The 25,675-nt window shown below is 45.4% G+C and carries 19 protein-coding genes and 1 pseudogene; 16 read left to right on the forward strand and 4 right to left on the reverse strand.

Annotated elements, in window-relative coordinates; translation table 11 throughout:
* Window positions 1-140: 140 nt before the first annotated feature.
* On the reverse strand, window positions 141-1,253 hold the full coding sequence (gene ruvB / locus H6F73_RS15905; RefSeq protein WP_190759736.1) for a Holliday junction branch migration DNA helicase RuvB: 1,113 nt from the start codon (window positions 1,251-1,253) through the stop codon (window positions 141-143).
* A gap of 251 nt (window positions 1,254-1,504) precedes the next feature.
* Between ruvB and H6F73_RS15910 the strand changes: the two genes are divergently transcribed.
* The 11 genes and pseudogenes from H6F73_RS15910 (at window position 1,505) to H6F73_RS15960 (ending at window position 13,847) form a co-directional block, all read left to right on the forward strand.
* On the forward strand, window positions 1,505-2,071 hold the full coding sequence (locus tag H6F73_RS15910) for a hypothetical protein (RefSeq protein ID WP_190759737.1): 567 nt from the start codon (window positions 1,505-1,507) through the stop codon (window positions 2,069-2,071).
* 269 nt (window positions 2,072-2,340) lie between these two features.
* On the forward strand, window positions 2,341-3,186 hold the full coding sequence (locus tag H6F73_RS15915; protein WP_190759738.1) for an ABC transporter permease: 846 nt from the start codon (window positions 2,341-2,343) through the stop codon (window positions 3,184-3,186).
* A 54-nt stretch (window positions 3,187-3,240) separates the two neighbouring features.
* On the forward strand, window positions 3,241-4,641 hold the full coding sequence (locus H6F73_RS15920) for an ABC transporter ATP-binding protein (protein WP_190759739.1): 1,401 nt from the start codon (window positions 3,241-3,243) through the stop codon (window positions 4,639-4,641).
* A gap of 80 nt (window positions 4,642-4,721) precedes the next feature.
* Window positions 4,722-5,600, forward strand: a complete 879-nt coding sequence (locus H6F73_RS15925; RefSeq protein WP_190759740.1) for a class I SAM-dependent methyltransferase — start codon at window positions 4,722-4,724, stop codon at window positions 5,598-5,600.
* Between the two features lie 62 nt (window positions 5,601-5,662).
* The gene (locus H6F73_RS15930; RefSeq protein WP_242072507.1) at window positions 5,663-6,694 is read left to right on the forward strand and encodes a sulfotransferase; all 1,032 of its coding nucleotides are present in this window, start codon (window positions 5,663-5,665) and stop codon (window positions 6,692-6,694) included.
* Between the two features lie 37 nt (window positions 6,695-6,731).
* Window positions 6,732-7,994: a glycosyltransferase family A protein gene (locus tag H6F73_RS15935; protein WP_199330620.1), complete on the forward strand. Its 1,263-nt coding sequence runs from the start codon at window positions 6,732-6,734 to the stop codon at window positions 7,992-7,994.
* Between the two features lie 63 nt (window positions 7,995-8,057).
* Entirely contained in the window at window positions 8,058-9,932 is a 1,875-nt protein-coding gene (locus H6F73_RS15940; protein WP_190759741.1) for a glycosyltransferase family 2 protein, read from the forward strand.
* On the forward strand, window positions 9,929-10,675 hold the full coding sequence (locus tag H6F73_RS15945) for a sulfotransferase domain-containing protein (RefSeq protein ID WP_347239553.1): 747 nt from the start codon (window positions 9,929-9,931) through the stop codon (window positions 10,673-10,675). The genes H6F73_RS15940 and H6F73_RS15945 overlap by 4 nt, the downstream gene beginning before the upstream one ends.
* A gap of 99 nt (window positions 10,676-10,774) precedes the next feature.
* A complete protein-coding gene (locus H6F73_RS15950) occupies window positions 10,775-12,076 on the forward strand; it encodes a glycosyltransferase family 4 protein (RefSeq protein ID WP_190759742.1) in 1,302 nt (433 codons plus the stop codon).
* Window positions 12,077-12,344: 268 nt separating this feature from the next.
* Window positions 12,345-12,620 (forward strand): annotated as a pseudogene (locus H6F73_RS15955) (glycosyltransferase); the annotation flags it as partial.
* Between the two features lie 75 nt (window positions 12,621-12,695).
* A complete protein-coding gene (locus tag H6F73_RS15960) occupies window positions 12,696-13,847 on the forward strand; it encodes a hypothetical protein (protein ID WP_190759743.1) in 1,152 nt (383 codons plus the stop codon).
* Window positions 13,848-13,953: 106 nt separating this feature from the next.
* On the opposite strand, the gene H6F73_RS15965 is transcribed toward H6F73_RS15960, so the two are convergent.
* Entirely contained in the window at window positions 13,954-16,263 is a 2,310-nt protein-coding gene (locus H6F73_RS15965; protein WP_190759744.1) for a tetratricopeptide repeat protein, read from the reverse strand.
* Here H6F73_RS15965 and H6F73_RS26620 point away from each other — a divergent pair.
* Together H6F73_RS26620 and H6F73_RS15975 are read left to right on the forward strand one after the other, a co-directional pair.
* Entirely contained in the window at window positions 16,253-16,672 is a 420-nt protein-coding gene (locus tag H6F73_RS26620; protein ID WP_190759745.1) for a hypothetical protein, read from the forward strand. The two genes, H6F73_RS15965 and H6F73_RS26620, sit on opposite strands and share 11 nt — an antisense overlap.
* A gap of 429 nt (window positions 16,673-17,101) precedes the next feature.
* Complete coding sequence (locus H6F73_RS15975) at window positions 17,102-18,634, forward strand: calcium-binding protein (RefSeq protein ID WP_190759746.1); 1,533 nt, start codon at window positions 17,102-17,104, stop codon at window positions 18,632-18,634.
* A 129-nt stretch (window positions 18,635-18,763) separates the two neighbouring features.
* Here the strand turns inward: H6F73_RS15975 and H6F73_RS15980 are convergent, their stop codons facing one another.
* Window positions 18,764-19,633 carry a calcium-binding protein gene (locus H6F73_RS15980; RefSeq protein WP_190759747.1) on the reverse strand — a complete coding sequence of 290 codons (870 nt, stop codon included), beginning with the start codon at window positions 19,631-19,633 and terminating at the stop codon, window positions 18,764-18,766.
* 210 nt (window positions 19,634-19,843) lie between these two features.
* On the opposite strand from H6F73_RS15980, the gene H6F73_RS15985 reads away from it, so the two are divergent.
* Window positions 19,844-20,596: a peptidylprolyl isomerase gene (locus H6F73_RS15985; RefSeq protein WP_190760047.1), complete on the forward strand. Its 753-nt coding sequence runs from the start codon at window positions 19,844-19,846 to the stop codon at window positions 20,594-20,596.
* 112 nt (window positions 20,597-20,708) lie between these two features.
* On the opposite strand, the gene H6F73_RS15990 is transcribed toward H6F73_RS15985, so the two are convergent.
* Window positions 20,709-20,855, reverse strand: coding sequence for a hypothetical protein (locus H6F73_RS15990; protein WP_190759748.1), 147 nt, complete (start codon window positions 20,853-20,855; stop codon window positions 20,709-20,711).
* A gap of 117 nt (window positions 20,856-20,972) precedes the next feature.
* Here H6F73_RS15990 and H6F73_RS15995 point away from each other — a divergent pair, with 117 nt between their 5' ends.
* Window positions 20,973-23,984 carry a peptidase domain-containing ABC transporter gene (locus H6F73_RS15995; protein WP_190759749.1) on the forward strand — a complete coding sequence of 1,004 codons (3,012 nt, stop codon included), beginning with the start codon at window positions 20,973-20,975 and terminating at the stop codon, window positions 23,982-23,984.
* The gene (locus tag H6F73_RS16000; RefSeq protein ID WP_190759750.1) at window positions 23,981-25,633 is read left to right on the forward strand and encodes an HlyD family efflux transporter periplasmic adaptor subunit; all 1,653 of its coding nucleotides are present in this window, start codon (window positions 23,981-23,983) and stop codon (window positions 25,631-25,633) included. The genes H6F73_RS15995 and H6F73_RS16000 overlap by 4 nt, the downstream gene beginning before the upstream one ends.
* The last annotated feature ends 42 nt before the right edge of the window (window positions 25,634-25,675 follow it).

A 25,675-nucleotide genomic window follows, 5' to 3' on the forward strand; every position in this document is an offset into this window, starting at 1 on the left:
GGTGATTCGTGAGGCCGGCATTCAGAGATTTGTGATTTTTCTGATCACTCTTCACCCCCTCTTACACTCTCCCCTCCCATGCCCCATGCCCTATCCCCCATGCCCAATGCCCCATGCCCTATGCCCCATGCCCCAAAAAATCACCGCAGCAACGATAACTGCTGATCTGGAGGACTATAACCAAGGTGTTTCCAAGCAGCGTCAGTAGCCATGCGCCCGCGATGGGTGCGGTTGAGATAGCCGATTTGCAGCAAGTAAGGTTCGTAGACTTCTTCAATGGTTTGGGTGTCTTCGCCGGTGGCGGCAGCGATGGTTTCTAAGCCAACCGGCCCACCTTTGAAATTTTCGATGATGACGCTAAGCAGCCGGCGATCTGTCCAATCTAAGCCGCAGGGGTCTACGTTGAACAGTTCTAAGGCTTCACCGGCAACTTCGGCGGTAATGGTGCCGGCTGCTTTGACTTCGGCGTAGTCACGCACACGTTTAAGCAGCCGATTGGCAATGCGCGGGGTGCCGCGAGATCGTCGGGCGATTTCTGTTGCCCCTTCGTCAGTTAGGGGCGTTTTGAGAATTTGGCCGGTTCGCAGCACAATTTGGCTAAGTTCGTCGATTTCGTAGAAGCGCAGGCGCTGAATTAGGCCAAATCGGTCGCGCAGGGGAGAAGTTAAAGCTCCAACTCTTGTGGTTGCCCCTACAAGGGTGAAGCGTTGCAGAGGGATGCTGCGAGTTCGGGCGCTTTGGCCTTTCCCGACGGTGATGTCGAGGCGAAAATCTTCCATTGCCGGATAGAGAATTTCTTCGCTCATTTTGCTGAGGCGATGAATTTCATCAATGAAAAGAATGTCTCCGGGTTGGAGATTGACGAGCAAGCCGACAATGTCGCGCGGACGTTCTAATGCCGGCGCTGTGGTGATTTTGCAGCCGACGCCCATTTCTGAGGCGAGAATCAGGGCCATTGTAGTTTTACCTAAGCCAGGAGGGCCGTAGAGTAAGAGATGATCTAAGGATTCTTGCCGGGATTTGGCGGCTTTGATGGCAATATCGAGGACTTCTTTAAGGTCTTTTTGCCCAATGTAGTCTGCAAGTCGCTGGGGTCGAATTTTCTCTTCTTGTTTGCTGTTGCTGTCTTCCTCACCAATTGCTTGAGGTTCAAGCAGGGAGGGAGCCGGCGCGTTGTAGGCTGCCGGTTTTTCGGCGGCGCTTTTTTGCCGTTTTGGTTCTTGCGGTTGTTTGTTGGAGGAGACGATTGCCATAGGATTTTAGAGTTTAAATTTTAAATTTGGTTGGTGCTTCGCTGTGAGATTTAAATTTTTCTCAAAACCGGCCTTTTGCTGTGAACTTATCCGTCTGATTGGATTTGACAATTGTGGCCATGTTTTTATGAAAGAAACCAATTAACCGGATTTGATCGCGTCGTATAAAATATTCCCCTAGTTCAAGTTACCTTGTTTGCCGGTTGGACTTTCTTGCCGGCCAAAGTTCTGATTTAACGATTTTTTAAATTATGACTGTTCCACTGTCTTTGTCTGTCCCGGAATCTTTGACGTTTGAGCAAGCGATCTCGCTGACTCAATCTTTACTCGACCAGATCGAAGCAGGAGCGCTATCGGAGGAGGATATAGAATCGGTACTGACCCGGCTCGTTAGCAGCGAAAATGGGGCACGGGGATTTTTTGTGACTTATCTAACGGATAACCGGCCTTTGGCAGATCATCCGTCTATTGGCGTGATTAACGCATTGCGGACTTCTCCTGAGATTGTCTCAGAATTGCTGGTGAAAAATGTAGCGATGTCGGCGGCGATGGTGGTGGCGCACCGGCGCAGGCAGGATGAGGCGATGGCGGCGAATTCTGCGCGGACTTCCACCCGTTCGGCGGGTTTAATTGCCATGCTTGAGCTGCCACGGACACACGAGCTGGCTCAGCAGATGTTGGAGAGTGTGACTGCCGGTGAGGGGGTTTATGAAGCGTTTCTCAAGCGCTGGGGATATGATGCAGAGCAACGGCTGGCGATCGAGCAAGCGGTGCAGCCGGTGCTTTCTGAGAGCGGGGAAAACAAAAGTTTGGCTTAACAAGTTGAAAAATTCTGCATAAAATCTTAATCTATGGTGACGAGACACCGTTAAGGTGGGGTTAGGCTTGGCCAAACCGGCTTAACCGGCGCTTGCGGGGTGAGCGGGGAACGTTAGGAAACTCAAATTCATCACAGGCTAAAGGCGATTCTGTTCGGTGCTGTTGAGATTGATTGCTGTTTAATAGAACAGCTAACCCCAAAGCTTGGGGTGGAGTGTTTTAGGTGGTGTGTAGGTAGTAGGTAAGGAAGGTAAAATTGCTGAGGTCGATGAAAGGAGTTGTCCAAAAGGCCGGCAGAGTCAGACGTAACCCCTTGAGGGAGGCTCAGTGGTGGCTGAAGTTCGAGCTGTTGAGAACGCTGGTGCGGCGAGAGTTAGAGGCACGGTATAAAGGCTCAGTTTTGGGGAATTTATGGCCGTTAGTAACTCAGTTATCACAATTGGTGATTTACACGTATGTCTTCTCAATTGTGTTGAAAGTGAAGCTCAGCTTGAACGGAATGCCGGAGAATAATTTAACGTTTGGTTTGTGGCTGTTTGCAGGCTTGTTGCCTTGGACAGCGTTTACCGGCGGCTTTCTTCAGGCATCGGGATCGGTTGTGGCGCAGCCTAATTTGGTGAAGAAGGTGGTGTTTCCGCTGACTTTGTTACCGATGGTGCCGGTGCTTTCAGCCTTCATTGAGAGTGCTTTTGGTTTAATGGCTTTAATTGTCTTGTTAGCCATGACAACCCACTCTTTACACCCAACTTTATCGTTACTGCCGCTGGTTTGGTTGCCGCAATTACTGTTAACTGCCGGCTTTGGATATTTAGGGGCGGCGATGACGGTGTTTTTGCGAGATATTCCCCAAACTGCTTCAGTCATTTTAAATTTTTGGTTCTACTTTACGCCGATTTGCTATCCAGCAGAAATCATTCCCGAAAGTTGGCGGGCGTTGGTATTTTGGATTAATCCAATGGCGGCAATTTCTGAAGTTTATCGGGATTTAATATTAGTAGGGGAAGTCAAGCACTGGGGAGAATGGGGCGTGGCTTCTGTGGTTTCTTTAATTGTGTTTTATGGAGGATTATGGACGTATAAGCGGTTGCGTCCTGCTTTTGCGGATGTTCTCTAAATTTTCAAATTGAATTGTTAGATTATTCGTTGCCGGTTTTTACAGCAGAATCCCATGCAAGATGACGTTGCCATTTCACTAAAAAATGTCTCGAAGTGCTTTAAGCGGTACGGGCATCCTGTAGATCGATTAAAGGAAATTTTACTGCCTGGAAAGAGCAGGAGTGAGGAGTTTTGGGCGCTGCGAGATATTAACCTCGAAGTGCCAAAGGGGCAGACTTTAGGGGTGGTGGGGCGCAATGGTTCAGGAAAAAGTACGCTGTTGCAAGTCATTGTGGGAACGCTTGCGGCAACAACGGGCGAAGTCGAGGTCAAGGGTCGAGTTTCAGCTTTGTTAGAGTTGGGAAGCGGGTTTAATCCTGAGTTTACAGGCCGGCAGAATGTTTTTTTTAACGGTCAGTTATTAGGATTAAAGCATCAAGAAATTGAAGAAAAATTTGATGAAATTGCGGCTTTTGCAGATATTGGAGATTTTATCGATCAGCCGGTGAAAACTTATTCCAGCGGGATGTTTGTCAGGCTGGCGTTTGCGGTTTCAACGAGTGTTGATCCGGATATTTTGATTGTGGATGAGGCGCTTTCAGTTGGGGATGAAGCGTTTCAGCGCAAATGTTTTGTCCGCCTGCAAACGATTCAGGAAAGAGGCGGAACGGTTTTATTTGTTTCTCACTCGGCTGCGGCAGTGATAGAACTTTGCGATTCGGCGATTTTAATGGATCGCGGCGAGTTATTGTTGTTTAATACGCCCAAGTTTGTTTTAGATAAATATCACAAGTTAATTTACGCGCCGGCTGATATTGAACAGTCTTTGCGGGAGGATATTAGAGCTTTGAATAAGCCGGTAAATCCTGAGCCGGTTAATCAAAATGTCCTAGTTTGTGAAAAAACTCCTTTATTATCTGTTGTGCCGAATCAAGCAATGGAGGATAAAGGATTAGGTGAATTTTATGATCCGGAATTGGTGCCGGCGAATACGATTTCCTATGTGCCTCGCGGTGCCAAAATTATCAATCCTCAAATTACGACACTTGAGGGTAAAGTTGTCAATCACCTGATTGGGCGAAATCATTACATTTACACGTACACCGTTTCATTTTTTAAGCCGGCTTCTAAAATTCGCTTTGGGATGTTAATCAAAACGTTAAGCGGATTTGAACTGGGAGGCGCTTCCTTTTCAACCAGCAGTCATTCTATTAACCATGTTGAAGCTGAAACAACCCTAGTTGTCAAATTTCAATTTCAGTGTCTGCTGCATCCTGGTGTATACTTTTTAAATGCCGGCGTTTCAGGGATTGTTGACGGCAATTTTACTTACCTGGCTCGTTGTATTGATGTTGCCATGTTTAGAGTTCAACCTCAAATCGAGTCCTGTGGAAGTGGAATCGTTGACTTACTGATTGAGCCTAGCTTATGCGTAGTCGAAGAAACAAAAAACTTGAATTTATCAGAATTGTAGGGATATAAGTTTTAATCCTCTCCATATCTCTAACCCTAAGTTTGTAAAATTACCGCATCTTTTGTCCTATTAAAATTCAGATGAGTAACCTCGAAACTATCCAGCAGAAAAAAGCAGAAATCATTCAAAAGTTTGGAGAATGGACAAATCACAACATTCAACTGGATGGCGATCTTTACACCATTAGCCGGCAAACTATTACTGGCGCAGAAGTTAAATTAAGGCGGATCGTGCAAATGGTTGCCGATATTTCGGGTAAATCATTTGAAAACCTGCGAATTTTAGACTTGGCTTGCCTGGAAGGACTTTATGGCATGGAACTTGCCTTGCAAGGTGCAAACGTTGTCGCCATAGAAGGGAGAGAAGCGAATGTAGAAAAGGCGCGGTTTGCCAAGGATGTTTTATCAGTCAATAATATAGAAATTATCCAAGATGATGTTCGCAATCTTAGTCTAGAAAAATATGGAAAGTTTGATATTGTTCTGTGTATAGGGATTCTTTATCATTTAGATGTTCCCGATGTTTTTGAGTTTTTAGAAAAAATTTCAGAAGTTTGTCAAAGTTTTGCCATCATAGACACTCAGGTTAGTATGGTGACGGAAACTTCTGCTTTATATAAAGAAAAAGAATACTGGGGAAGATTATACACAGAACACGATCCCAATACGACTGTTGAAGAAAGAGTGAAGGTTTTGTGGTCATCATTAGATAATCTCAACAGTTTTTGGTTTACTCGTCCCTCTTTATATAACTTTCTGTCTCAGATCGGGTTTACTTCTATCTATGAATGTCACAACCCTCCCGTCAAAAAATATGAAATGATGCGACTAAAAAAGGAAACGGATCGCAGCACGTTTTTAGCCATTAAAGGAAAAAAGGTATCTTTGTTTTCATCACAGGTGATGAATGACTTGCCGCAAGAAGACTGGGAAAATTCTTTAAAACCTGAAGAATTATAAAAGCTAAAAATCTGAAACTTTAAATAATTAATTTAAACAAAACTAAGCGCAAAGTGGGGAAAATGATGTCACAGACTTTAATCATAACCGGAATGCATCGTTCTGGCACATCCCTAACTGCTTCATTTATCCAAGCTTTGGGTATTAATTTAGGAGAAAATTTCTTTGCCGCTGATATCTTTAATGCCAAGGGTTATTTTGAAGATTTGGATTTTTTAGAATTTCAGCGAACCATTCTTCAGAATTGCTGCCGGCAGGGAGAAGCCGGTTGGACTGATTGGGGTTGGACAGAAAGTGAATGGTTGGATCGCGACAATTTTCACAACTATATTGAGCCGGCAAAAGAATTAATCGCATCTCGCCATCAAAAATCAGCTTTTTGGGGTTGGAAAGATCCGCGTACCTCTCTCATGCTTGATTTTTGGGAACAATTACTTCCTGAAGCACGATTTTTATTAGTTTATCGCTTACCCTGGGATGTCGCTGATTCTATTCTTCGCCTCAATAGTGGAATATTTACCGAACACCCGGAGTATCCCTTAAAAGTTTGGGCTTTTTATAACCGGCATCTCCTAGATTTTTACGCTCGGCATTCAGATCGGTGTATTTTAGTTAATATTAATACCTTACTGCAATCTCCAACTCGGCTGGTTGAACTGCTAGAGACTAAGCTAAACTTGAAAGTTGCCAGTGATTATGAACCGGCACGCTTGAAAGAAATTTATGATTCCAGCCTTTTTAATAGTTTAGGCCGGCAGCATCCCCTTGTTCAACTTTTACAGCATATTGCGCCTCAATATTTCTCACTTCTCGCCGACTTAGATCGCGTAGCAGATATTCCCAGTGATTTTTCACAGGAACCGACATCCGGCAACATTTCTCATCCAGAATGCTTACCTTTATTACTCTACCGGCAGGCGTTTGAAAATCAGGGACAGCTTCAGAATCTTTACCGACAGATTCAGCAGGATAAAATTGAACTGGAATCTCAAATCGTTCAATTAAAACAAGAAAATGCAATTTTAAAAAGCTCCAAAGTTTGGAAATTGCATCGAGCCTTATCTAAAATTAAAAAGCTAGCTAAAATTAATTAACCGAAACACCCATGAGAAACCAGGAGAACGAAATTAAATGTCTGCCTTAAGAGAACCTAGAAGCAGCCAAATCGCTTTATCAGTAGTGATTCCTTGTTACAATCACGGCGAGTTTATACTTGAGGCTGTTTCAGGTTTGCAAAATTATAAAAATCATGATTTTGTAGAAATTCTTATTGTTAATGATGGTTCAACCGAACCCCTAACCCATAAAGTTTTAAATTATTTAAAAGAAAATGGCTATCAAGTTATTGATCAAATTAACCAAGGATTAGCTCAAGCAAGAAATACAGGAATTAGCAAAGCTTTAGGACGTTATATTTTACCTTTAGATGCAGACAATAAAGTTAGAGAAAACTATATCGTAAAAAGTATTGAAATTTTGGATAATTATCCAGAAATTGGAGTTGTTTACGGCGATGCCGAATTTTTTGGCGCGAAAACAGGAGTTTGGCAAGTTCCCGAATTTGATATTAACCGGCTGGCAATGGGAAATTATATTGATGCCTGTGCGGTTTTCCGAAAAATTGTTTGGAAAGATTGTGGCGGTTACGATCCAAAAATACCCGATAAATTAGGCTATGAGGATTGGGATTTTTGGCTAGGTGCTGCTGAACAAGGATGGAAGTTTTATCACATTCCGGAAGTGATGTTTGACTACCGGGTGCGATCAGAGTCTATGGTCAGCGCTTGCAATGTGCCAGAAAATCGCAAGCAACTTTTTCGATATATTTGTACCAAACATTTGGGACTTTATACAACAAATTTTGCTAATATATTGGCAGAAAAAGAGTTTGCCTTGCTGAGAGAAAGCGCTCATTCTCAAAGTTTGCAGGTGCAAGTAAAACAAACTCAAGCTGACTTAGAGCAAGCGCGAATGCAACTGCAACAAACGCAAGCTCAATTGCAGGCTGAACTCATACACCGGCAGACTCAGCTAGCGCAAACCCAAGGTGAGTTGGAGAACTCACAAAACCAACTACAACAAACCCAAACTCAGCTCCAACAAACCCAAACCGAACTAGGAAGCCGGCATAACGAGTTGCACCAAACCCAAACCCAGCTTGATCGCATCCAAGGCGAATTAGAAAGCCGGCATAATGAGTTGCAACAAACTCAAACCCAGCTTGATCGCATTCAAGATGAACTCTTCCATTCTCAAAACCATTTGCAACAAACCCAACTGGCATTGGAGTCCTCACAAGCAACCGTTGCTGCGATGGAAACCAGTAAATTTTGGAAGTTACGCGGCCAATGGTTTAAGCTTAAAAAAGTCATAGGCTTAAAACATGAACCCTAACCAGTTGCTTTCATTCCCTCAATTCTTCAACCCAAACTAGCAAGTTCACAAGCTGATAGATCGATGTTTAAAAGTGCACTCTCACGTCCTCGACATATTTTGTCACGTCTAAAGCATCTATCTATTATTTGGAAAACCAAAGGCACACGGCATACCTTATCAAAAGTATTTAAGAAACTTTATCTTAAGCTTGATACCACGCCGCCGGCAGTGATTGAAGCAGCGCCGGCAATGGCAACGAATGACGATCCTTACGCACGTTGGCTCAACAAACATTATCCCAGAAAAGCCGATCTTCGCAAAATGGCTGAAACCTTGGAAATTTTTCCTTATAAGCCGGTGATCAGCGTCATTATGCCGGTTTTTAACACACCTGAACGTTTCTTAAAAGAAGCAATTGAATCAGTTATTCATCAGGTTTATCCCTATTGGGAACTGTGCATTGCAGATGATGCTTCAACAGAATTGTATGTAAAATCGATTTTAAAGGAATACGCGGAAAAAGATAGCCGCATAAAAGTTCTTTTTAGAAGCGAAAATGGCCATATTGCTCGCGCTTCTAATTCAGCTTTAGAAATTGCTACCGGCGAATTTGTGGCACTGCTTGATCATGATGATTTACTAACGCCGGATGCCTTATATGAAGTCGCGTTGCTGTTAAACCGGCATCCCGAAGCCGACATGATCTATTCAGATGAAGATAAAATTGATGAGGGTAATTGCCTCAAAGATCCCTTCTTCAAGCCTGACTGGTGTCCCGACTCTTTCCTATCCCGAATGTACACTTGCCATTTGGGAACCTACCGACGCTCAATTTTAAATGAAATTGGCGGATTTCGAGCCGGCTATGAAGGCAGCCAAGATTACGATCTCGTTCTTCGCTTCACAGAAAAAACCGAACAAATCTTCCACATTTCCAAAATTCTCTACCACTGGCGAGTTCATCCAGAATCAACCGCAACCGGCACCGCTAGCGTCAAATCTTACGCTTACGAAGCCGCCGAAAAAGCGATTGCAGAAGCCATTCATAGACGCGGCGAAAAAGGACGAATCGCAGGCGTTACTGACTATCTTGGACACTATACGGTGCGCTACGAAATCTCCGATTATAAATTAGTCAGCATCATCATTCCTACCAAAGATTTGGCGGGAATGCTGAATCAATGTCTGGAATCGATCTTTAAAAAGAGCGTGTATCCAAATTATGAAGTTATTGTCATAGACAACGGCAGCACCGAAGCCGCAACCGCTAAACTTTTTGCTGACTGGAGTGCCAAAGAACCGAGCCGGTTTAAATGTTACCCGCTTGATATTCCCTTTAACTATCCTAAACTTAATAACTATGCCGTAACCAAAGCCAAAGGCGACTATTTGCTCTTTTTAAATAACGACACAGAAATCGTTACACCCGATTGGATAGACGCAATGGTTGAGCAAGCGCAGAGACCCTCAATCGGAGCCGTCGGGGCACTTTTGTTATATGACAACGATACCATCCAACACGCTGGCGTTGTGATGGGAATTGGCGACGTCGCAGGGCATAGTCACCGGCATTTCCCCTCCACCACTCCCGGCTACGTTTGTCAGGTGAAAACTATCAGTAATTATTCAGCCGTCACCGGCGCTTGTTTAATGTGCCGGCGCGATGTTTTTGACAGCATTGGAGGATTTACTGAAGAATTAGCAGTTGCCTACAATGATGTCGATTTGTGCTTAAAAATGGTTGCCAAAGGATATCGAAATATCTATCTTCCCCACGTCGTTCTCTATCACTATGAATCGAAAAGCCGAGGGTACGAAGATACCCCAGAAAAAGAACTACGACGCCTCCGCGAAGCAGCAATTCTCAAGAGCCGGTGGCAATACATGATCGATCATGATCCTTGTTACAGCCCTCATTTAACCAGAGGACGTGAGGACTACAGTATTAATATATGATGCCAGACTTTTTAATTATTGGTGGTCAAAAATGTGGCACAACTTCCCTGTACCAGTATTTGATTCAGCATCCTCAAATTCTGCCGGCAGCCCAAAAGGAAGTACACTTTTTTGACTTAAACTTTTCTCAAGGAATTGAGTGGTATCAGCAGCAATTTCCCCTTCCAACTAGCGAACAGCAAATCACCGGAGAATCAAGCCCCTACTATCTCTTTCATCCCTGCGTTCCGCAGCGAGTCTATCAACTCTTTCCCAATATTAAATTAATCGTTTTGCTCAGAGAGCCGGTTGCTAGAGCTTGGTCACATTACCATCATGAAGTTAGACTGGGGTTTGAGTCCCTCTCCTTTGACGAAGCTATCGCACAGGAAGCGGAAAGGCTCAACGGAGAAACCGAAAAGCTTTTAGCCGATGAAACTTACTATAGTTTCAATCACCAGCACTACTCTTACCTATCACGCGGCATCTACATCAAGCAACTCGAAACCTGGATGGATCTGTTCCCCAAAAAACAGTTCTTAGTTATCAAAAGTGAAGACTTTTACACAAATCCTGGGAAAACTCTTGATCAGGTATTTGAATTTTTAGAGTTGCCGGCTTATCAACTTGACCACTACAGCAAGTACAATGTAGGGGATTACCCCCCACTTACGGATTCAACCCAACGTTACTTAAGCGACTATTTCCAACCCCACAATCGCAAATTACAGGAATATTTAGGCATGACATTCTTTCCCCACTAAATCTTCCAAAGCCCAGCTAGCTGCCGGCTCTCTCATCCAGTCGAGTTCGGTAAATTTCCATTAATTGCGTAGTCTTATTCTATATTTTTGGCCAATCCAATGCGAGTTTTATTTCTTCATCCCAACTTCCCCGCTCAGTACCGCCATATTGTAACCGCCCTCGGCAGCGATCCCAATCATGAAGTAGTTTTCGGGACTAAAAATGAGCGTCCTGAGTGGAACATACCGGGCGTTAAAAAAGTCGTCTTCACACCCAGTCGAGATCCGCGTCCAGAAACTCACCACTATGTTCGTCCCTTAGAAAGTGCGGTTCTCTACGGACAAGCGGTATTTCGCATCGCTGAACAGCTGAAAAAGGAAGGATTTGTACCGGATATTGTTTGCGGTCATTCGGGCTGGGGACCAACACTTTTTGTGAAGGATGCCTTTCCCAAAAGCCGCCTCCTTTGTTATTTTGAATGGTTTTATCACGCCTACGGTTCAGATGCAAACTTTGACCCAGCAGACCCTCTGAGCCTTGATGATTTTCCCCGTATTCGTGTTAAAAATTCTCCCATTCTGATTGATTTATATTCTTGCGATTGGGGCGTCTCTCCCACAAATTGGCAGCGCTCACAATTTCCCAAAGAATTCCACAGCAAAATCAGTGTCCTGCACGATGGCGTTGATACCGATTACTTTAAGCCAAACCCAGGCGCAAAATTGATTTTGCCTAACCTGGATTTGTCCGGTGTTGATGAAATTGTCACCTATGTCGCACGCGGCATGGAACCTTATCGCGGCTTTCCAGAATTTATTGAATCAATAGCTTATATTCAAGAGCGCCGGCCTAATTGTCATGTTGTAGTTGTTGGCTCAGATAGAGTTTGTTACGGTAAATCTTTGCCGAATAACGAAACTTATAAAGAGCATATGCTCAAGAAGGTGTCGCTCGATTTATCACGCGTTCATTTTGTCGGTTCTCTTCCCTACGGTTTGTACCTCAAAGTGATTCAGGCATCGTCAGCGCACGTCTATTTAACCAGACCATTTGTGTTGTCTTGGTCGATGATTGAATCGATGTCAACCGGCTGCTTAGTTATAGGTTCTGACACTGCGCCGGTGAAAGAAGTTATCCGTGATGGAGAAAATGGGTTGCTGGTTGATTTCTTTTCACCCAAGCAAATTGCAGATCGAATTGATGAAGTCATGGATCACCCCACCCGCATGGCTGAGCTTCGCGTGAAAGCTCGTCAAACAGCTCTGGAACGATATGCTTTGAAAGATATGCTACCCCGTCAACTTCAACTAATCAAAGACGTTGCCAGCGGTTCTATGACCCCACAAACAAATGAAAAACCTCGAAAACAAAAAACGAGTAAAGGCTTTGAAGTTGCCAAACGCGGCTCTAATAGAGGTTAATTTATTTGGCGTGAACAAGCTAATAGTTTGCTCAGTAACACTGCAGTAATTTGACAATTTTAGGCCGGCTTCAGTTTAATCAACTCAACAAGCGAGATTCAAAAATAGTAATTTACGCCCCAATTTCTTTTTTCAATTATCATCCCAACTCGGCAGAGACACGACACCCTTAAATATTCCATTCAGAGCGTCATCAATCAAACAAACTTATAAAGAGTTTGAACTAATCGTTATGGATAACTTTAGCCCTCCATAAACGGCTGAAGTTGTCGCTTCATTTAACGATTCAAGAATTAAATATTATCGCGCAACTGAAAGACTCTCAATGTCGGACAATTGGGAGCTAGGTTTATCTTACCCAACGGGAGACTATATCTTTGTTTTAGGAGATGATGATGCTTTAATGCCCAACGGCATTGAAATTGCTTTCAACCTGATCAATGATTCCAACCTTTCAATTATTTCTTGGAACCGCTTTTTATATTGGTGGCCTAGCGCTATTGTTCCTTGGCGGCGCAACAGACTAATAATGGGCTTTTCCTAGGAAGCTGGAATTGTTAATGCACATCAAAAATTGCTGCAATATTGTAATTATCATCTAAATTATGAATTTTTGCCGATGGTTTATAACTCTTTTACTCATCAAGATTTGATTACAAAAATCAAATCTATCCACGGTAAATATTTTATGTCCTACTGTCCGGATGTCGCCTCTGGCATCCTTAATGCCTATTTTTCCGAGAAATACTTGTACTCTTTCCGTCCCCTTTCAGTTATTGGAGTTTCAGGACACAGTACACGAACCTCTACCAACTACCAAAGCTTAAACTCAAAACCTTTTAACGATTACATAGAAGAAGAAAAGAGAGATATTTCTGCTGAATTGCACCCTCGCTTAATTCCTTCAAAAGATCAATATATAATACTTGCTGATGTTCTTCTTAAAACTAAAGAGCTATATTTTCCAGAAAACCAGGATTGCGATGTTAATATAGAAGAATTATTAAAACGGATGTCTTTACGCCTTAATGTAGATCCAGGAAGTTATGAAAACACTCTAAACGACATTAAATTATTAGCTCAAAAGTATGAAATTCCTCTTTCAAGGTTAAATATTCCTCCGAAAAGAATGGAGGAACACGAACCCCCTCAAGACCCTTTTGCCGAACCAAATGGTGCAATATCATCATTAATTATTAACTGTGAGCAAGCCAGGATATCTGATGTTGCTCAAGCCGCCCTGCTAGCTCAAGGAATTTTGCCACCCAAACACGCTTTTATTCTGAAGATAAAGAGCGCTTATCCAGTTATTTTCCAGGGAAGAAAGATAGAACAAACTTTCTCTGTTCAACAAACTGTTTCTTCTGGGCGATTCTTAAATGAGCTAATTGGATGTGTGAATCTTTATCAAATTGAGCCATCCGATTTATTAGTGCTAGCAGATTTACAAAAGTTTCGCAAACATATAGCTGATTTTTGGCAGAATGTGCCAACGGAGGCGTTAGAAAGTTTCTACGCAGGTGATGTTGGTAAGGCAGATCGCACACTTTTAAGCAGTGAAATGAAAGATGAGCCTCTGACTGCAAATGAACAAGCTTTTGTAGGCGAGTTAACAGCCAATATCGATAAAAAAGTTAATCAATCAAAAGCCATTCATTACCTGCTAGCAGCGTCGCTTTACTACTCTACCGACCGGCTGCCGGTGCCGGCTGACGTTTCTCACCTTCCCAAATGGTTCCTCAGCGACTACCAAACATTCGCTAAAGTTTAATGTTTCACCCCTTGCTGCAACAGTCAAATCAGCAAGGGTGAGTTTTTTGGGTTTTTCTTTCAACCTTTTTGACAGATAAACGAATACTGAAAACTCTCTGACTCTACTAACCGCTTTGTTTGGCGAGAAGTTCTTCAAAAACTGAATACATATCTTCCGCAAACTTCTTGGGATTCCACACCGGCGCTAAACCTTCTGGTTGTTTAGCTCGCTCCAAATGCTCCCGAATTTCATTCCTTAAATCAGCATCAAGACAAAATCGAATTCCCCATTCTATATACTCTTCCCAAGAGTAGCTAACACCCGCCTCAATGTTTAAGCTTTTTAAAAATGAGTAACCCTTTCTAGCAACGCCTTGCTCACCTGTTGTCGTCACCACCGGCACATTAAACCACAATGCCTCTAGCGTTTGAATCCCACCATTATAAGGATAGGAATCTAGCAGCACATCAGCACTTTTATAAATAGACCTGTGTTCTTTCTCAGTTTGTGTTGGAGGTAAAAATTTAACTCGGTGAAAACCAACTCCTTGAGCTTTACAGGCTTGCTGATAAGCGGGTACAGTTACCTGTTCGTCTGCTAAACCTTTATAGAGCAGCACTCCATTAGGGACCTGCTTGAGAATTTTAATCTGCGCTTCTATCATTTCATCGCTCAGCTTGGAAGCCGGGGATACGCATAGGTAAACAACCTGATCCAAGCCAATCCTTAAGGATTTACGAACAGCATTGCGATCTATTGGGGTACTGTCAAAACCAGAAACCGCCAAAAAGGAATTAGGCATTCTGATTAACTGTTCGGTGTAATGCTGCTCAGTGCCGGCTGGGTGCGTTTGCCAATCGCAAAGAAAGTAATTTTTATCAGAGATAAACGGCGCTTCACATCCTAACCCAGATATACAAACACGAGCCGGTTGGCAATCGAGGATCTCTGCATGGCCCGAACCCGTTATAGAGTCCAAATCCACCAAGATATCTAGCTCATCTTCTAATATTTGTTTAACTATTTCCTGATCATAAAGCGAAAACTCTTCAGAAGGCTTTTTAAACTGATAAAACTTGGCCGCTACTTGTTCAAATTTCCGGCTCGTCTCATCAGATTTCGTCCAATCTGTCGCATATAAATGAATGTGGGGGCTTAGCTTGGCTAGCTCCCGAATCACATCGATGCTGCCCCCTGCCACTGACTGTTTTGTAAAATCTTTTGAAAGCAACCCAATTTTTAACTTTCCCTCTCGCGTCTTAAACGGTAAAGATTCATTGATGTTTCCGAGCTGGTAAGGATTTACCCTCAAATTATTGGATGTGCGGTACTGTTCTCCAACTAATTTAAAAAGGTTAGTATTTGCCTCTAGATCATCTCGTAAGTGAGGGGCAGCCAGCAGCATACCACTGTACAATATCGCTCTATTATCTTGATTTAAAGTCTCGCTGCTCTGAATAATCTGCGTTTCTACTTCTTTAAACTTCTCTTTAGCTAACTGATGCAATCCTGATTTAAAATAGGTCACAGCAAAAGCCATCTTCGCTATAATTTTTCCCTTTTCCCCAGAGATTTCAAGATACTTATCAGCCGCTTTTCTTAAATAACTCAATTCATTCGGATCTGTCCCTGATGCGATGAGAGCGTTACCCAAACCTTGTTGGGCTGCCATCAAATCCGGTTTAGTGGCAATCGCTCTCAAAAGACAGCCAACGGCCTCGGAGAAATTCTGTAAATTGAACTGATCCTGCCGCTGATTCAATCGCCAAAGTGCTAACCCTAGCTGGCAATGAGCTTCGGCCCAATCGGGTTTGAGCCTCAGTGCGCTTTGATAGCGACCAATTGCCTCTTGCCACTTGTCCTGCTTGACCAAAGCATTTCCCAGATTAACTAGGAACTCGGCCCCACCCAATTCTGGCTTAAGTTGTAAAGCCCTTTGCAAACAGGCATTCCCCTCATTGAGCTGGCCCAGTTGCTTTAATAAATTCCCTAAATTCCAGTAGACCCCGGCTATATCGGGGTTGATGGTAACCGCTTTTTGATAGTAAGGCAGCGCCTCCTCAAGCCGACCTTGCTTGTAGAACATACTGCCCAGGTTCGCTAAGGCTTCCGCAAAGTCTGGCTTGATATCGATGGCCTTTGAGTAAGCTCGCATTGCCGGCTCTAGCTTACCTTGAGCTTGTAGCACATTCCCCAACGTCTTATACGCTTGTGCAAAATTAGGCTGGATCTTCAGCGCTTTTTGGCAAACCGCAAAAGCCTCGGCTAAACGGTTCAGGGCATAATAGACCTCAGCCAGGTGATTGAGAACCTCAACCTCATCAGGTTCGATTTCCAAAGCTTTTTGGTAGTGGCCAATGGCCTCATCAAACTTGCCGGACTCTTTGAGCTGCTTGCCGGTGTTGAAATGAAGTTGAGCTGACTTGAAATTCACCAAAGAACCCTCACTCAAAATAGGCAATGGGCGACAGGTAAAAGAGGTAGCTTTGCCAGGAAGCGAGAAATGCCAAAGCATTGCTCTGCATCCTTCCCTCAAACCCATCGCTGGCATTATACGATTTTCCCTTGAGCGATCAAACTACAGCCGCCAAGCTTCGCCGATCCCCAGCTACTCTCGTGAACGTACGCTCTTAATCAAAGATAAAAGTTCTACACCCAGTCGCTATAATGCTTTCACGATCAACAAACACCCGAATGGGACAAGGCCAACCCAGCTCAAGCCGCCACTGTCACCATCACTTATGAGCTTGGGAATCGATACTCATGTTAATCACAATCAGGTGGCGTACCGCATCGCTTGTTCTCACACCACCAACAAACCCTTTTCCCCAGGCGCGAATTGATCCTTCTTTTCCAAGCGCTTAGCGCTAAAATCGAGAAACTTTTGCGACTGACTAAAATTTTGGGAACTTAAGGAGGCAGCAATCTGTCTTCAACGATACACAATCAATGGGAACTCAGCCCATAAAGTCGGTGTGACAAGCGCAGCATTAACCTGTAAATTTTCTAAATTGAGACAGCAGCGGGATAATCTTGTAGCCAAGGCAACTGAACTTGTCAAGACAGCAATGAGCAACACAAATATTGAAAGAGGCAAGCAATCAAGAGTTTTCAAGGCGAACAGGCTAGACACTGCGCTGTAATCTAAGATAGACTTGCTGCGGATTGATAGACTAGACGACTGCCAATTTAACGTCAAGGGTTTCAGGCGTTAGCCGATTTGGCAAGTATGACAACTACTACGACGCGCAACAGAGGAGCGAGACCAGGAAATGACACAGATACTCGACGATAACAGCAACGTATACCAGTTGATCCAAGGCCCAGATACCATCATTGCCCTGGGAGGCAATGACCTTGTCCAGAGTTTTAGCGGCGGGGGGAGTTTAATATTCGGTAACGCCGATGCCGACCTTCTCTTCGCTCAAGGCACCAACGATACCTTAGATGGCGGTCAGGATATTGATCAGCTGACCAGTTCCAAGGGAAGTAGTTTATTATTTGGACGAGAAGGCGACGACATCTTAAATAGCTCAACTGCCGGCAGGGATACCTTGATAGGCGACGGCGATACCTTGGGAGGTGGCGATGATTCCCTCGTCGGTGCGGCTGCTTCAGAAGCGCCATTAAGTCCCGTGGAGTCGTTGTTGGGGGGAGCTGCAGGAGGACTGATTGCCACCAACAACTACTACTTTGGTAACCAAGGAAATGACACTATCAGCGGCAGCGGTAGTGGGGAGACCATGTTTGGTGGCCAAGGCAACGACGTGCTGACTGCAACGGCAACTTCGACCAGGAATTTCTTGTCAGGTGACGTTGGTAATGACACAATCATTGGCGGCGGCGCGAATGATACCCTTCTAGGTGATTTCGACCCAGCGGGCGGTGGCAATGACAGTGTTGTGGGTGGAGAAGGCAATAAAGTCTATATCAACGGCAATATCGGCAATGACACCCTAGAGGTTGGTGCAGGAGCTCAATCTACAGTGAATGGTGGCCAAGGCGACGACTCTATTGATGCCGCCGATGCCGGCACAGGCGACGATGCTGGAGAATTCTATTTGTCTGGGGACAGGGGCAATGACACTATTCTTGCCGGCTCCGTTTCTGACAGCGTGTACGGTGGCGACGACAACGATTATCTATCGGGTGTAGAGGGGACTAGTGAAATAGAGCAAGGAACCGTCTTATTTGGTGGCAACGGTAGCGATGTTATACTCGGTGCCGGCTATCAGAAGCTAATTGGTGAGGCTGGCAATGACTACCTGTTCTCGGCAACTGGAACCGATTTCTTTGATGCTGGAGATGGTAATGACACCTTAGACGCAAGCCAGGGCATATCCACAACTGGCATAGTCTGGGTGGCCGGTAATGGCAACGACCTGCTCATAGGTAGTTCCCTAGTAGATCAGATGAATGGTGGTGCCGGCAATGACATCCTGTCCGGCGCTGAGGGTGCAGACCTGATGACTGGCGGTGATGGTCAAGATCGCTTCCAATACTTGACCCTTGGTGACTTTGGTGATCAAATCGGCGACTTTGTCAGTGGCACAGACAAATTTATATTCCAAGGTGCCAACATTGGAGGTTTCCCAGCAGCATCCGGTCTCAACGACGCCCAGCTCGTGATCGTATCTACTTACAACGGCACAACCGGCGCGTCCGGCACTGCGCCTCTGTTTGCGTTTGAAACCGCCACCAAGAACTTAGTCCTTGACACCAATGGTACTACAGAGGGCGGCACATTCGTCGTCGCAACAGTTTTCGGTGGGACCGTCACAGAGAATGACATTCAGATCATCTAAATGCTCTGAGTAAGAGAAGTGCCGGCTTTAAATTAAGCGCAGAGCTGTAATTAAATGAAGCTGGGGAGGCAATCCCCAGCTTTTTTGTGGATTTTCGAGCGCAGCTATTTAGCCGGCCCCTTGGGAAGTCTATTCTGTAGCCGGAAAGCGCACTTTCCCCCCAATCAAACCGAGGAAAGCCGTACCGAAATGCTGAATTTCTAGAAATGCCGCTTGAGGTGGAGCCGGCTTGTAAATCCTGAAAGTCTTCATGATTCCTAGAGTGGCCGCACTTTCCAGCGGGCCAACAAAGCTAGTATCCCGGTCTAAAAAATAAGGCTGCTTTGTCCAGTGGGCCATTTGGCCGGCATTTAGAAAATAGCAACCCGAATGAGGATTTAGCGCACGGCGGAACAGCACCGGCGTTTCCATAATCTTGCCCTTCAATTCCGCCTGTTCCCCCACATTCTGGAATTTTGCCGTCACCCTAGGTCGTAAGTCACCATCAACATAAGCTTTGTGAACTTTGCCGTGAAGCGATACCTCATAGCGATTAGGCTGGAGCAGGTTCAACTCCCCCGATATCTTGCTAAACCACTGTAATTTCACAAAAAACCAAGGGTCATGCAAAATCAGGTCGTCTTCTAAAAAACAGTAGTAGTCATACTTACCCAAACAATCCCGCAGTACAGCTTGGCACTCAAAGCCCAACAGCATTGGCTCCGCACTCGTGGCATGATGAGTGTATAAGTGAGACGGCAACGGAACCTGGGACAAAATATGACAGTCTTGAGTTGTACAGACGATAATATCAATATCGTGAGATTGCGATTGATTGGCCGGCAAGGCTAAAAGCTGGGCAATGTCAATAATGCTCTGAGACTTGCCAAATAACTGGTGCAAGGCAGTAATGCCGGCACTCAAAGCTTGGATACGGGGTTGCGGGTCTTTTTTTTGAGAACCGTGAGAACCCCCACCAGCGGGATTGAAAAAATGGGCAATTGTGAACAGAATACGCATAGAGGATGCCAAATTGAATTAGCGCCGACGCACTCATAGCATTAACATTATGTAGCAGTTGCGAGGCGAGTGAAATTGGCACATTTTACTACCTTAAAGCAGACAAATTCATCGGCAGCCCTGAAATTAAGGTAAGGCCGGCAAGCAAGTGATTGGCCTCCTTTTGATGGCTATACAGAAAACCTCATGAGCACAGGTGAACCGGAAAACATGGCAGAACTTTTCCAAGTAGGCAACACAGTCATCCAAGCGCATGAAATCCCCTCGCTCTTGAATCGCTATCAGTTAATGCCCCAACTTTTGCGAGGCATTATCATTGACCAAGCGATCACCGGCATCACTTGCACTGACGAAGAGCGTCAAGCAATCCTTGAACAGTTTTACCAGCAACACCAGCTCAGTTCTGCCCAAGCCCGGGACGCTTGGCTGCAAAATCAGGGGATGACTCAGGCGCAAATGGAAGAGTTCGTAGTCCGCCCCCTATTGTTAGAAAAATTTAAAACAGCGACCTGGGGAGCCAAAGTAGAATCCTATTTTCTCACCCGCAAGGGCAGCTTAGATCAAGTCGTTTATTCCCTGATCCGTACCCAAGATCCGGGAATGGCTCAAGAAATTTATTTTCGCATCTCAGAAGGCGAACAGTCTTTTGCTGAGCTAGCCAAAGAATACTCTCTAGGCCCAGAAGCCCGCACAGGTGGTTTATTAGGGCCGGTTCCCCTTTCTCAGCCCCACCCAGCCATCAGTAAACTTCTCTCAGTCAGTAAACCCGGTCAGCTCTGGCCCCCACGCGTTCTGGCAGAATGGTTTGTGATTATTCGATTAGAAAAATTCCTACCGGCTCGCCTAGATGAATCGATGCGCCGGCACCTGATTGATGAAATGTTTGACAACTGGATCAAAGAGCAGATCCAGCAAGTCAGACCGTTGCAATCTCTTTTGTCAGCAACTCCAACTTCGGCGTGATTAAAACAGTTAATTGTGGCGATCCCAATTACTACCGACCGCGACAAGTATTTAGAACCAAGCCAATACAAATCTTTTTGAGTCAATCGGTTTCAAGCAATTCCAATCTCCTCTAAATTTGCCAGCAATCATAAAATTCCACAAATTCCACACCCAACACAAAAGCGCTTTCATTAACGCTAAAATGCTTGAGGGGGGATGGCTGATTGTGAGAGCTGTATTTTGCCAAGCCGGCAAAATTACTGAAATGGGGCATCATAACGAGAATCGGCTTGGAATTAGTTGAGATTTGTTGACATAGAGAGCAACAAATAATGGCTTAAAGTTACCATCGGATGAAAGCGACCCACCCGAAGCCAAGTTCAAAACTTCCGGTATGACCCAAACAGTTTCCCCGTCTCAAATTCCTGCTTTTTTGGCGCAAACGGCCCCGTTCGATCGGCTGGGAGTAAATGCTTTACAAGCGATTGCAGCCAAATGCCAACTCCTGCGTTACCGCACGGGGCAACCAATCTTTGAACGCGAAAAAATGCCCACTCAGGTGGTCATGATTTATCAGGGGCAAGCCCGATTGTTAGGTTATGACCAGCGCATCCAGATGCCCGTCAGCTTAAAATTAGTCGGTCAAGGAGAAATTTTAGGCTGGGCCGGTTTGGTGCGAAACGTGCCATGCGAAACAGCGATCGCCTCTACAGAAGTCGTATGTATTAGCCTTTCAGCCGCTGACTTTTTAGCCTCCCTAGACGCAGAACCAGTCCTGCGCCAAGCCTTTCGTGAGCGCCCCGCCCTTAGCGAAGTTTTTGAACTCTTAAGTGCAGAACTCCAGCGCAGAGCCGATGGAGTCGCAAATCTCAAAGACTTAGCATTCCGAATTTGGGAAGATTCCGTTGTCTTAAACTTACCACCCGGCCAGCTGAATCTCGCCAAATTAGACCCCAATCGGGTTTGGCTCGTCAGCAGTGGCGAAGTCGGAGATTTCCCCACAGAAAGCCGGCTGTCTCTTGACGGCTCACAGCGCGTCTTATCTGTGCAGGGAAAAAGAGGAGCCAGATTGCTGGGCTTGCAGTTTCAAACTGAAATGACCAGCCAAGCGGCTCAAGAAGTAACCATTATCCAGGACTCAGCCCCATCCGACGGCAGCACCGCCGGCCTAGAACGGTTACCCCCAGCCCCCACCTACCAAATTACCGACGCTCCGCCACGTCCTCCAGAGCCGGAACCAGACCCTTTCGCACCACGAGCCAAATACCCGTTTGTCAAGGGCAACGGACCCATTAATGCGCCCTTAGCTTGCTTTCAAATGTTAAGCAAGCATACCGGCGTCACATTTCGTAAGGACATCATTCGCCGGGTACTCGATGGCCAGCTGAAAACCAAAGGGCAAATTTCTTTACAAACCTGCGGTGCTGTAGTAGAGATGATGGGGCTGCGTGCCCAACTGGTGCAAGTTCCCGCTACAGCAGTAAATCGGCTCAAAGCACCTGCCCTGATTAGCTGGAAAGATAGCTTTGCCATCCTCTACAGCATCACTGAAAAAGAGCTGGTCATGGCCGTGCCAGAAACCGGCATTATCAAGAAGGTGCCCAAGGAATTTGCAGAAACTTGGGGAGAAGTCGGGCAGATACTGCTGCTACAAGTTCCTCAAGGTGAGCGAAAGGAAAAGTTCAGCCTTAACTGGTTTATTCCAGCAGTTATTAAATATCGCGGCGTCTTAAGCCAAGTCTTCATTGCTTCATTCTTTGTCCAGCTGTTCGGGTTGGCCAACCCGCTGATCACCCAGGTCATTATCGATAAAGTGCTGGTACAGCGCAGTATCGAAACCTTAGATGTTTTGGGGTTCTTTTTGCTGGGTGTAGCGCTGTTTGAAGCCTTGCTGACCGCTTTGCGGACTTATTTGTTTGTTGATACTACAAACCGGATTGACCTAAGTTTGGGTTCGGAGGTGATTAACCATTTAGTCCGCCTGCCACTGAACTACTTTGACAACCGGCGCGTCGGCGAACTGGCCGGTCGGATGAATGAATTAGAAAGAATTCGGCAATTTCTCACCGGCACAGCCCTGACGGTGGTACTCGACGCCGTTTTTTCAGTGGTCTACATCGTCGTCATGTTCATTTACAGTTGGATACTGTCAATTGTGGCATTGGCGACGGTGCCCTTATTTGCAGCCTTAACCCTGCTCGTATCTCCCATCATCCGCCAGCAGTTACGCAGAAGGGCTGAACGCTACGCAGATGCAGAATCCTATCTCGTTGAAGTCCTCAACGGGATTCAAACCGTCAAAGCGCAAAACATTGAACTGCTAGCCCGCTGGCAATGGCAAGAGCGTTATGCGCGATATGTCAGTGCCGGCTTTAAATCCGTCTTAACCTCTAGTACCGCCGGCTCAGTTAGCGGCTTCTTACAAAAACTCTCAGGCTTACTCATTCTGTGGGCTGGGGCGCATTTGGTCTTAAACAATGAACTGAGTTTGGGTCAATTAATCGCATTCCGGATTATCTCAGGCTACGTCACCAGCCCCCTCCTGCGCTTAGTACAGTTGTGGCAGAATTTCCAAGAAACAGCTCTGTCCATTGAACGACTCAGTGATATTCTGGATGCGCCTTTAGAAGCTGACGAAGATAATAGGAATAATATTCCCCTACCGGAGATTCAAGGAAACGTTAAATATGACGGCGTTTCGTTCCGCTTTGCCGCCGCCGGAGCACTGCAACTGGTTAATATCAACTTAGATTTCCCAGCCGGCAAATTTGTGGGTATTGTCGGTCAGAGTGGCTCCGGTAAAAGTACCTTGATGAAGTTGCTACAGCGCCTTTATGACCCACTCTCCGGTCGCATTCAAATTGATGGGTACGATATCACGAAAGTAGAACTCTATTCCTTGCGCCGACAGATTGGCATGGTTCTTCAAGACACCCTGCTATTCAATGGCTCAGTGCAAGAAAATATCGCCCTCAACAACCCAGAAGCCACCACAGAAGAAATTATTGAGGCCGCAAAAATTGCATTCGCCCATGAGTTCATTATGTCTCTCCCAAATGGCTATAACTCAGTCGTAGGAGAGCGGGGTTCAGGTCTATCTGGGGGTCAAAGACAGCGAATTGCCATCGCCCGGACGGTACTGCAAAACCCGAAACTGCTCATTTTAGATGAAGCAACCAGTGCCCTCGATTACGAGTCAGAACGACAAGTGTGTGAAAACTTGAGAGTAGCCTTTAAAGGGCGTACCGTCTTTTTCATTACTCACCGGCTCTCCACTGTCAGGAGTGCTGATGAAATATTAATGATGGCTCAAGGTTCTGTCGTCGAGCAAGGAACCCACGACGAATTAATGGCCCTGAAAGGTCTTTACTATTGCCTCTATCAGCAACAGGAGTCACAGCTGTGAAATCTGATTCAGTATTTGATCAACCCGTCATTTTAGAACAGCCAGCGATCTGGTCACAAGTCTTCGTTTGGCTGATTGTCGGTGTAACAGCATCGGGTCTGATTTGGGCAGCGGTTGCGAATGTTGAGCAAGCCATTCCCGCCACAGGCAAATTAGAACCCAAAGAAGCCCCGAAAGAAATCAAAGCGCCCGTTGGCGGAGTTGTCCGTGAGGTTCTCGTTGACGACGGAGACTTTGTCAAACAAGGAGAAATCTTACTAACCTTTGACCCCACCTCACCGGAAGCGGATGTAGAGTCTTTGAGAAATCTCAAAGAATCTCTGATTCGCGAAAATCAGTTTTATTCCTCAGTCGATGGCACTAAGCCCAGCGGCAAAGGTTCCGATTTAGAATCCCTCACCAAACTGCGTGAGAACTTAATCACGCAAAATCAATATTACCAAGCGCTGGTGAATGAACCTGATGGGTCAGTCGGGGGCAGCGGCGCGTTTGATGCCACCCAAGAGCGGCTTTTAGGAGCCAGCCGTGCCGAGTATCAGTCTCGCGTCCAGGCCGCCCGTTTGCAAGTTCAGGAATTGGAAAAACAGCTTTCCCAAACTCAAGGGCAATTATCAGCAGCCCAGGAGCGATTAGCATCGGCTAGGCAACAAATCCCTAAAGCTCAAATCCAATTAGCAACGGCTCAAAGACGAATTGAAACGCTCCAGCAACAAAAAGCAAAGTCTGAAGAGGTGCTAGAGCTGAATCGACAGATTCTTTCCCAAGTATCGCCCTTGGTGGAAGAAGGGGCGCTTTCTAAGCTGCAACGGCAACGTCAAGAGCAAGAAGTGTTGACTCGCCAAGCTGCCGTTCTCTCAGGAGAATCTGATTTGCTGACAAGCCTCAATGATATCGAAACGCGGCAGCGGGAACTGTTAACCAGTCAGGATGAAATCACAGCACGCCAAGCTGAAGTAAATCGGCTTAGCGATGAAGCGCAGCGGATCGCTGTGCAAATTGAACGGGCGAAGCAAGAATTGCAAAATACACAAGAGTTGTCGAGAAAAGACGTTCTCACGAAAATTTCAGACAATGAAAAGCAAATTGCAGAAATTGATTCCCAGTTAGGAAAGTCTAAGCTGGAAAATCAAAAAACGATGGCCCGAATAGAAGGCGAGTTGACGAAGGCTCAACAAGCCCTTCAATATCAAGAATTGCGGGCACCCGTGAGCGGTTACGTGTTTGATCTAAAAGCATCGTCTGGGAGTGTGGCGCGGGAAACTGATCAAGAGCCGATTCTGAAGCTGATTCCCAATGATAAGCTGATCGCCAACGTCTTTATTCAAAACAAGGATATTGCGCTGGTGAAAGAAGGAATGCCGGTCGATATTAACATTGAAGCGTTCCCGGCAATGGAATTTGGCACGATTGAAGGCAAATTGCTCTCGATTGGGAAAGATGCTTTGCCCCCCACTCAAGAACGCCCCTTCTATTCTTTCCCAGCAAAAATTGAACTGGATCGTCAGTATTTTGAGGTGAGTGATAAACAGATTCCCATCCAGTCAGGGATGGCAGTCCAAGCTACGGTTAAGATTGGTAAGCGGACTGTGCTGGAAATGTTCTTGGATCGGATGAGCCGAAAAGTGAAGACTTTAGAGACGGTGAAGTAAAAAAAGTAAGGGAGTGATGAATAATGGGTAATTGGGGATTTT

Origin of the sequence: Microcoleus sp. FACHB-68 (assembly GCF_014695715.1) — a bacterium.
Lineage (GTDB): Bacteria > Cyanobacteriota > Cyanobacteriia > Cyanobacteriales > Oscillatoriaceae > FACHB-68.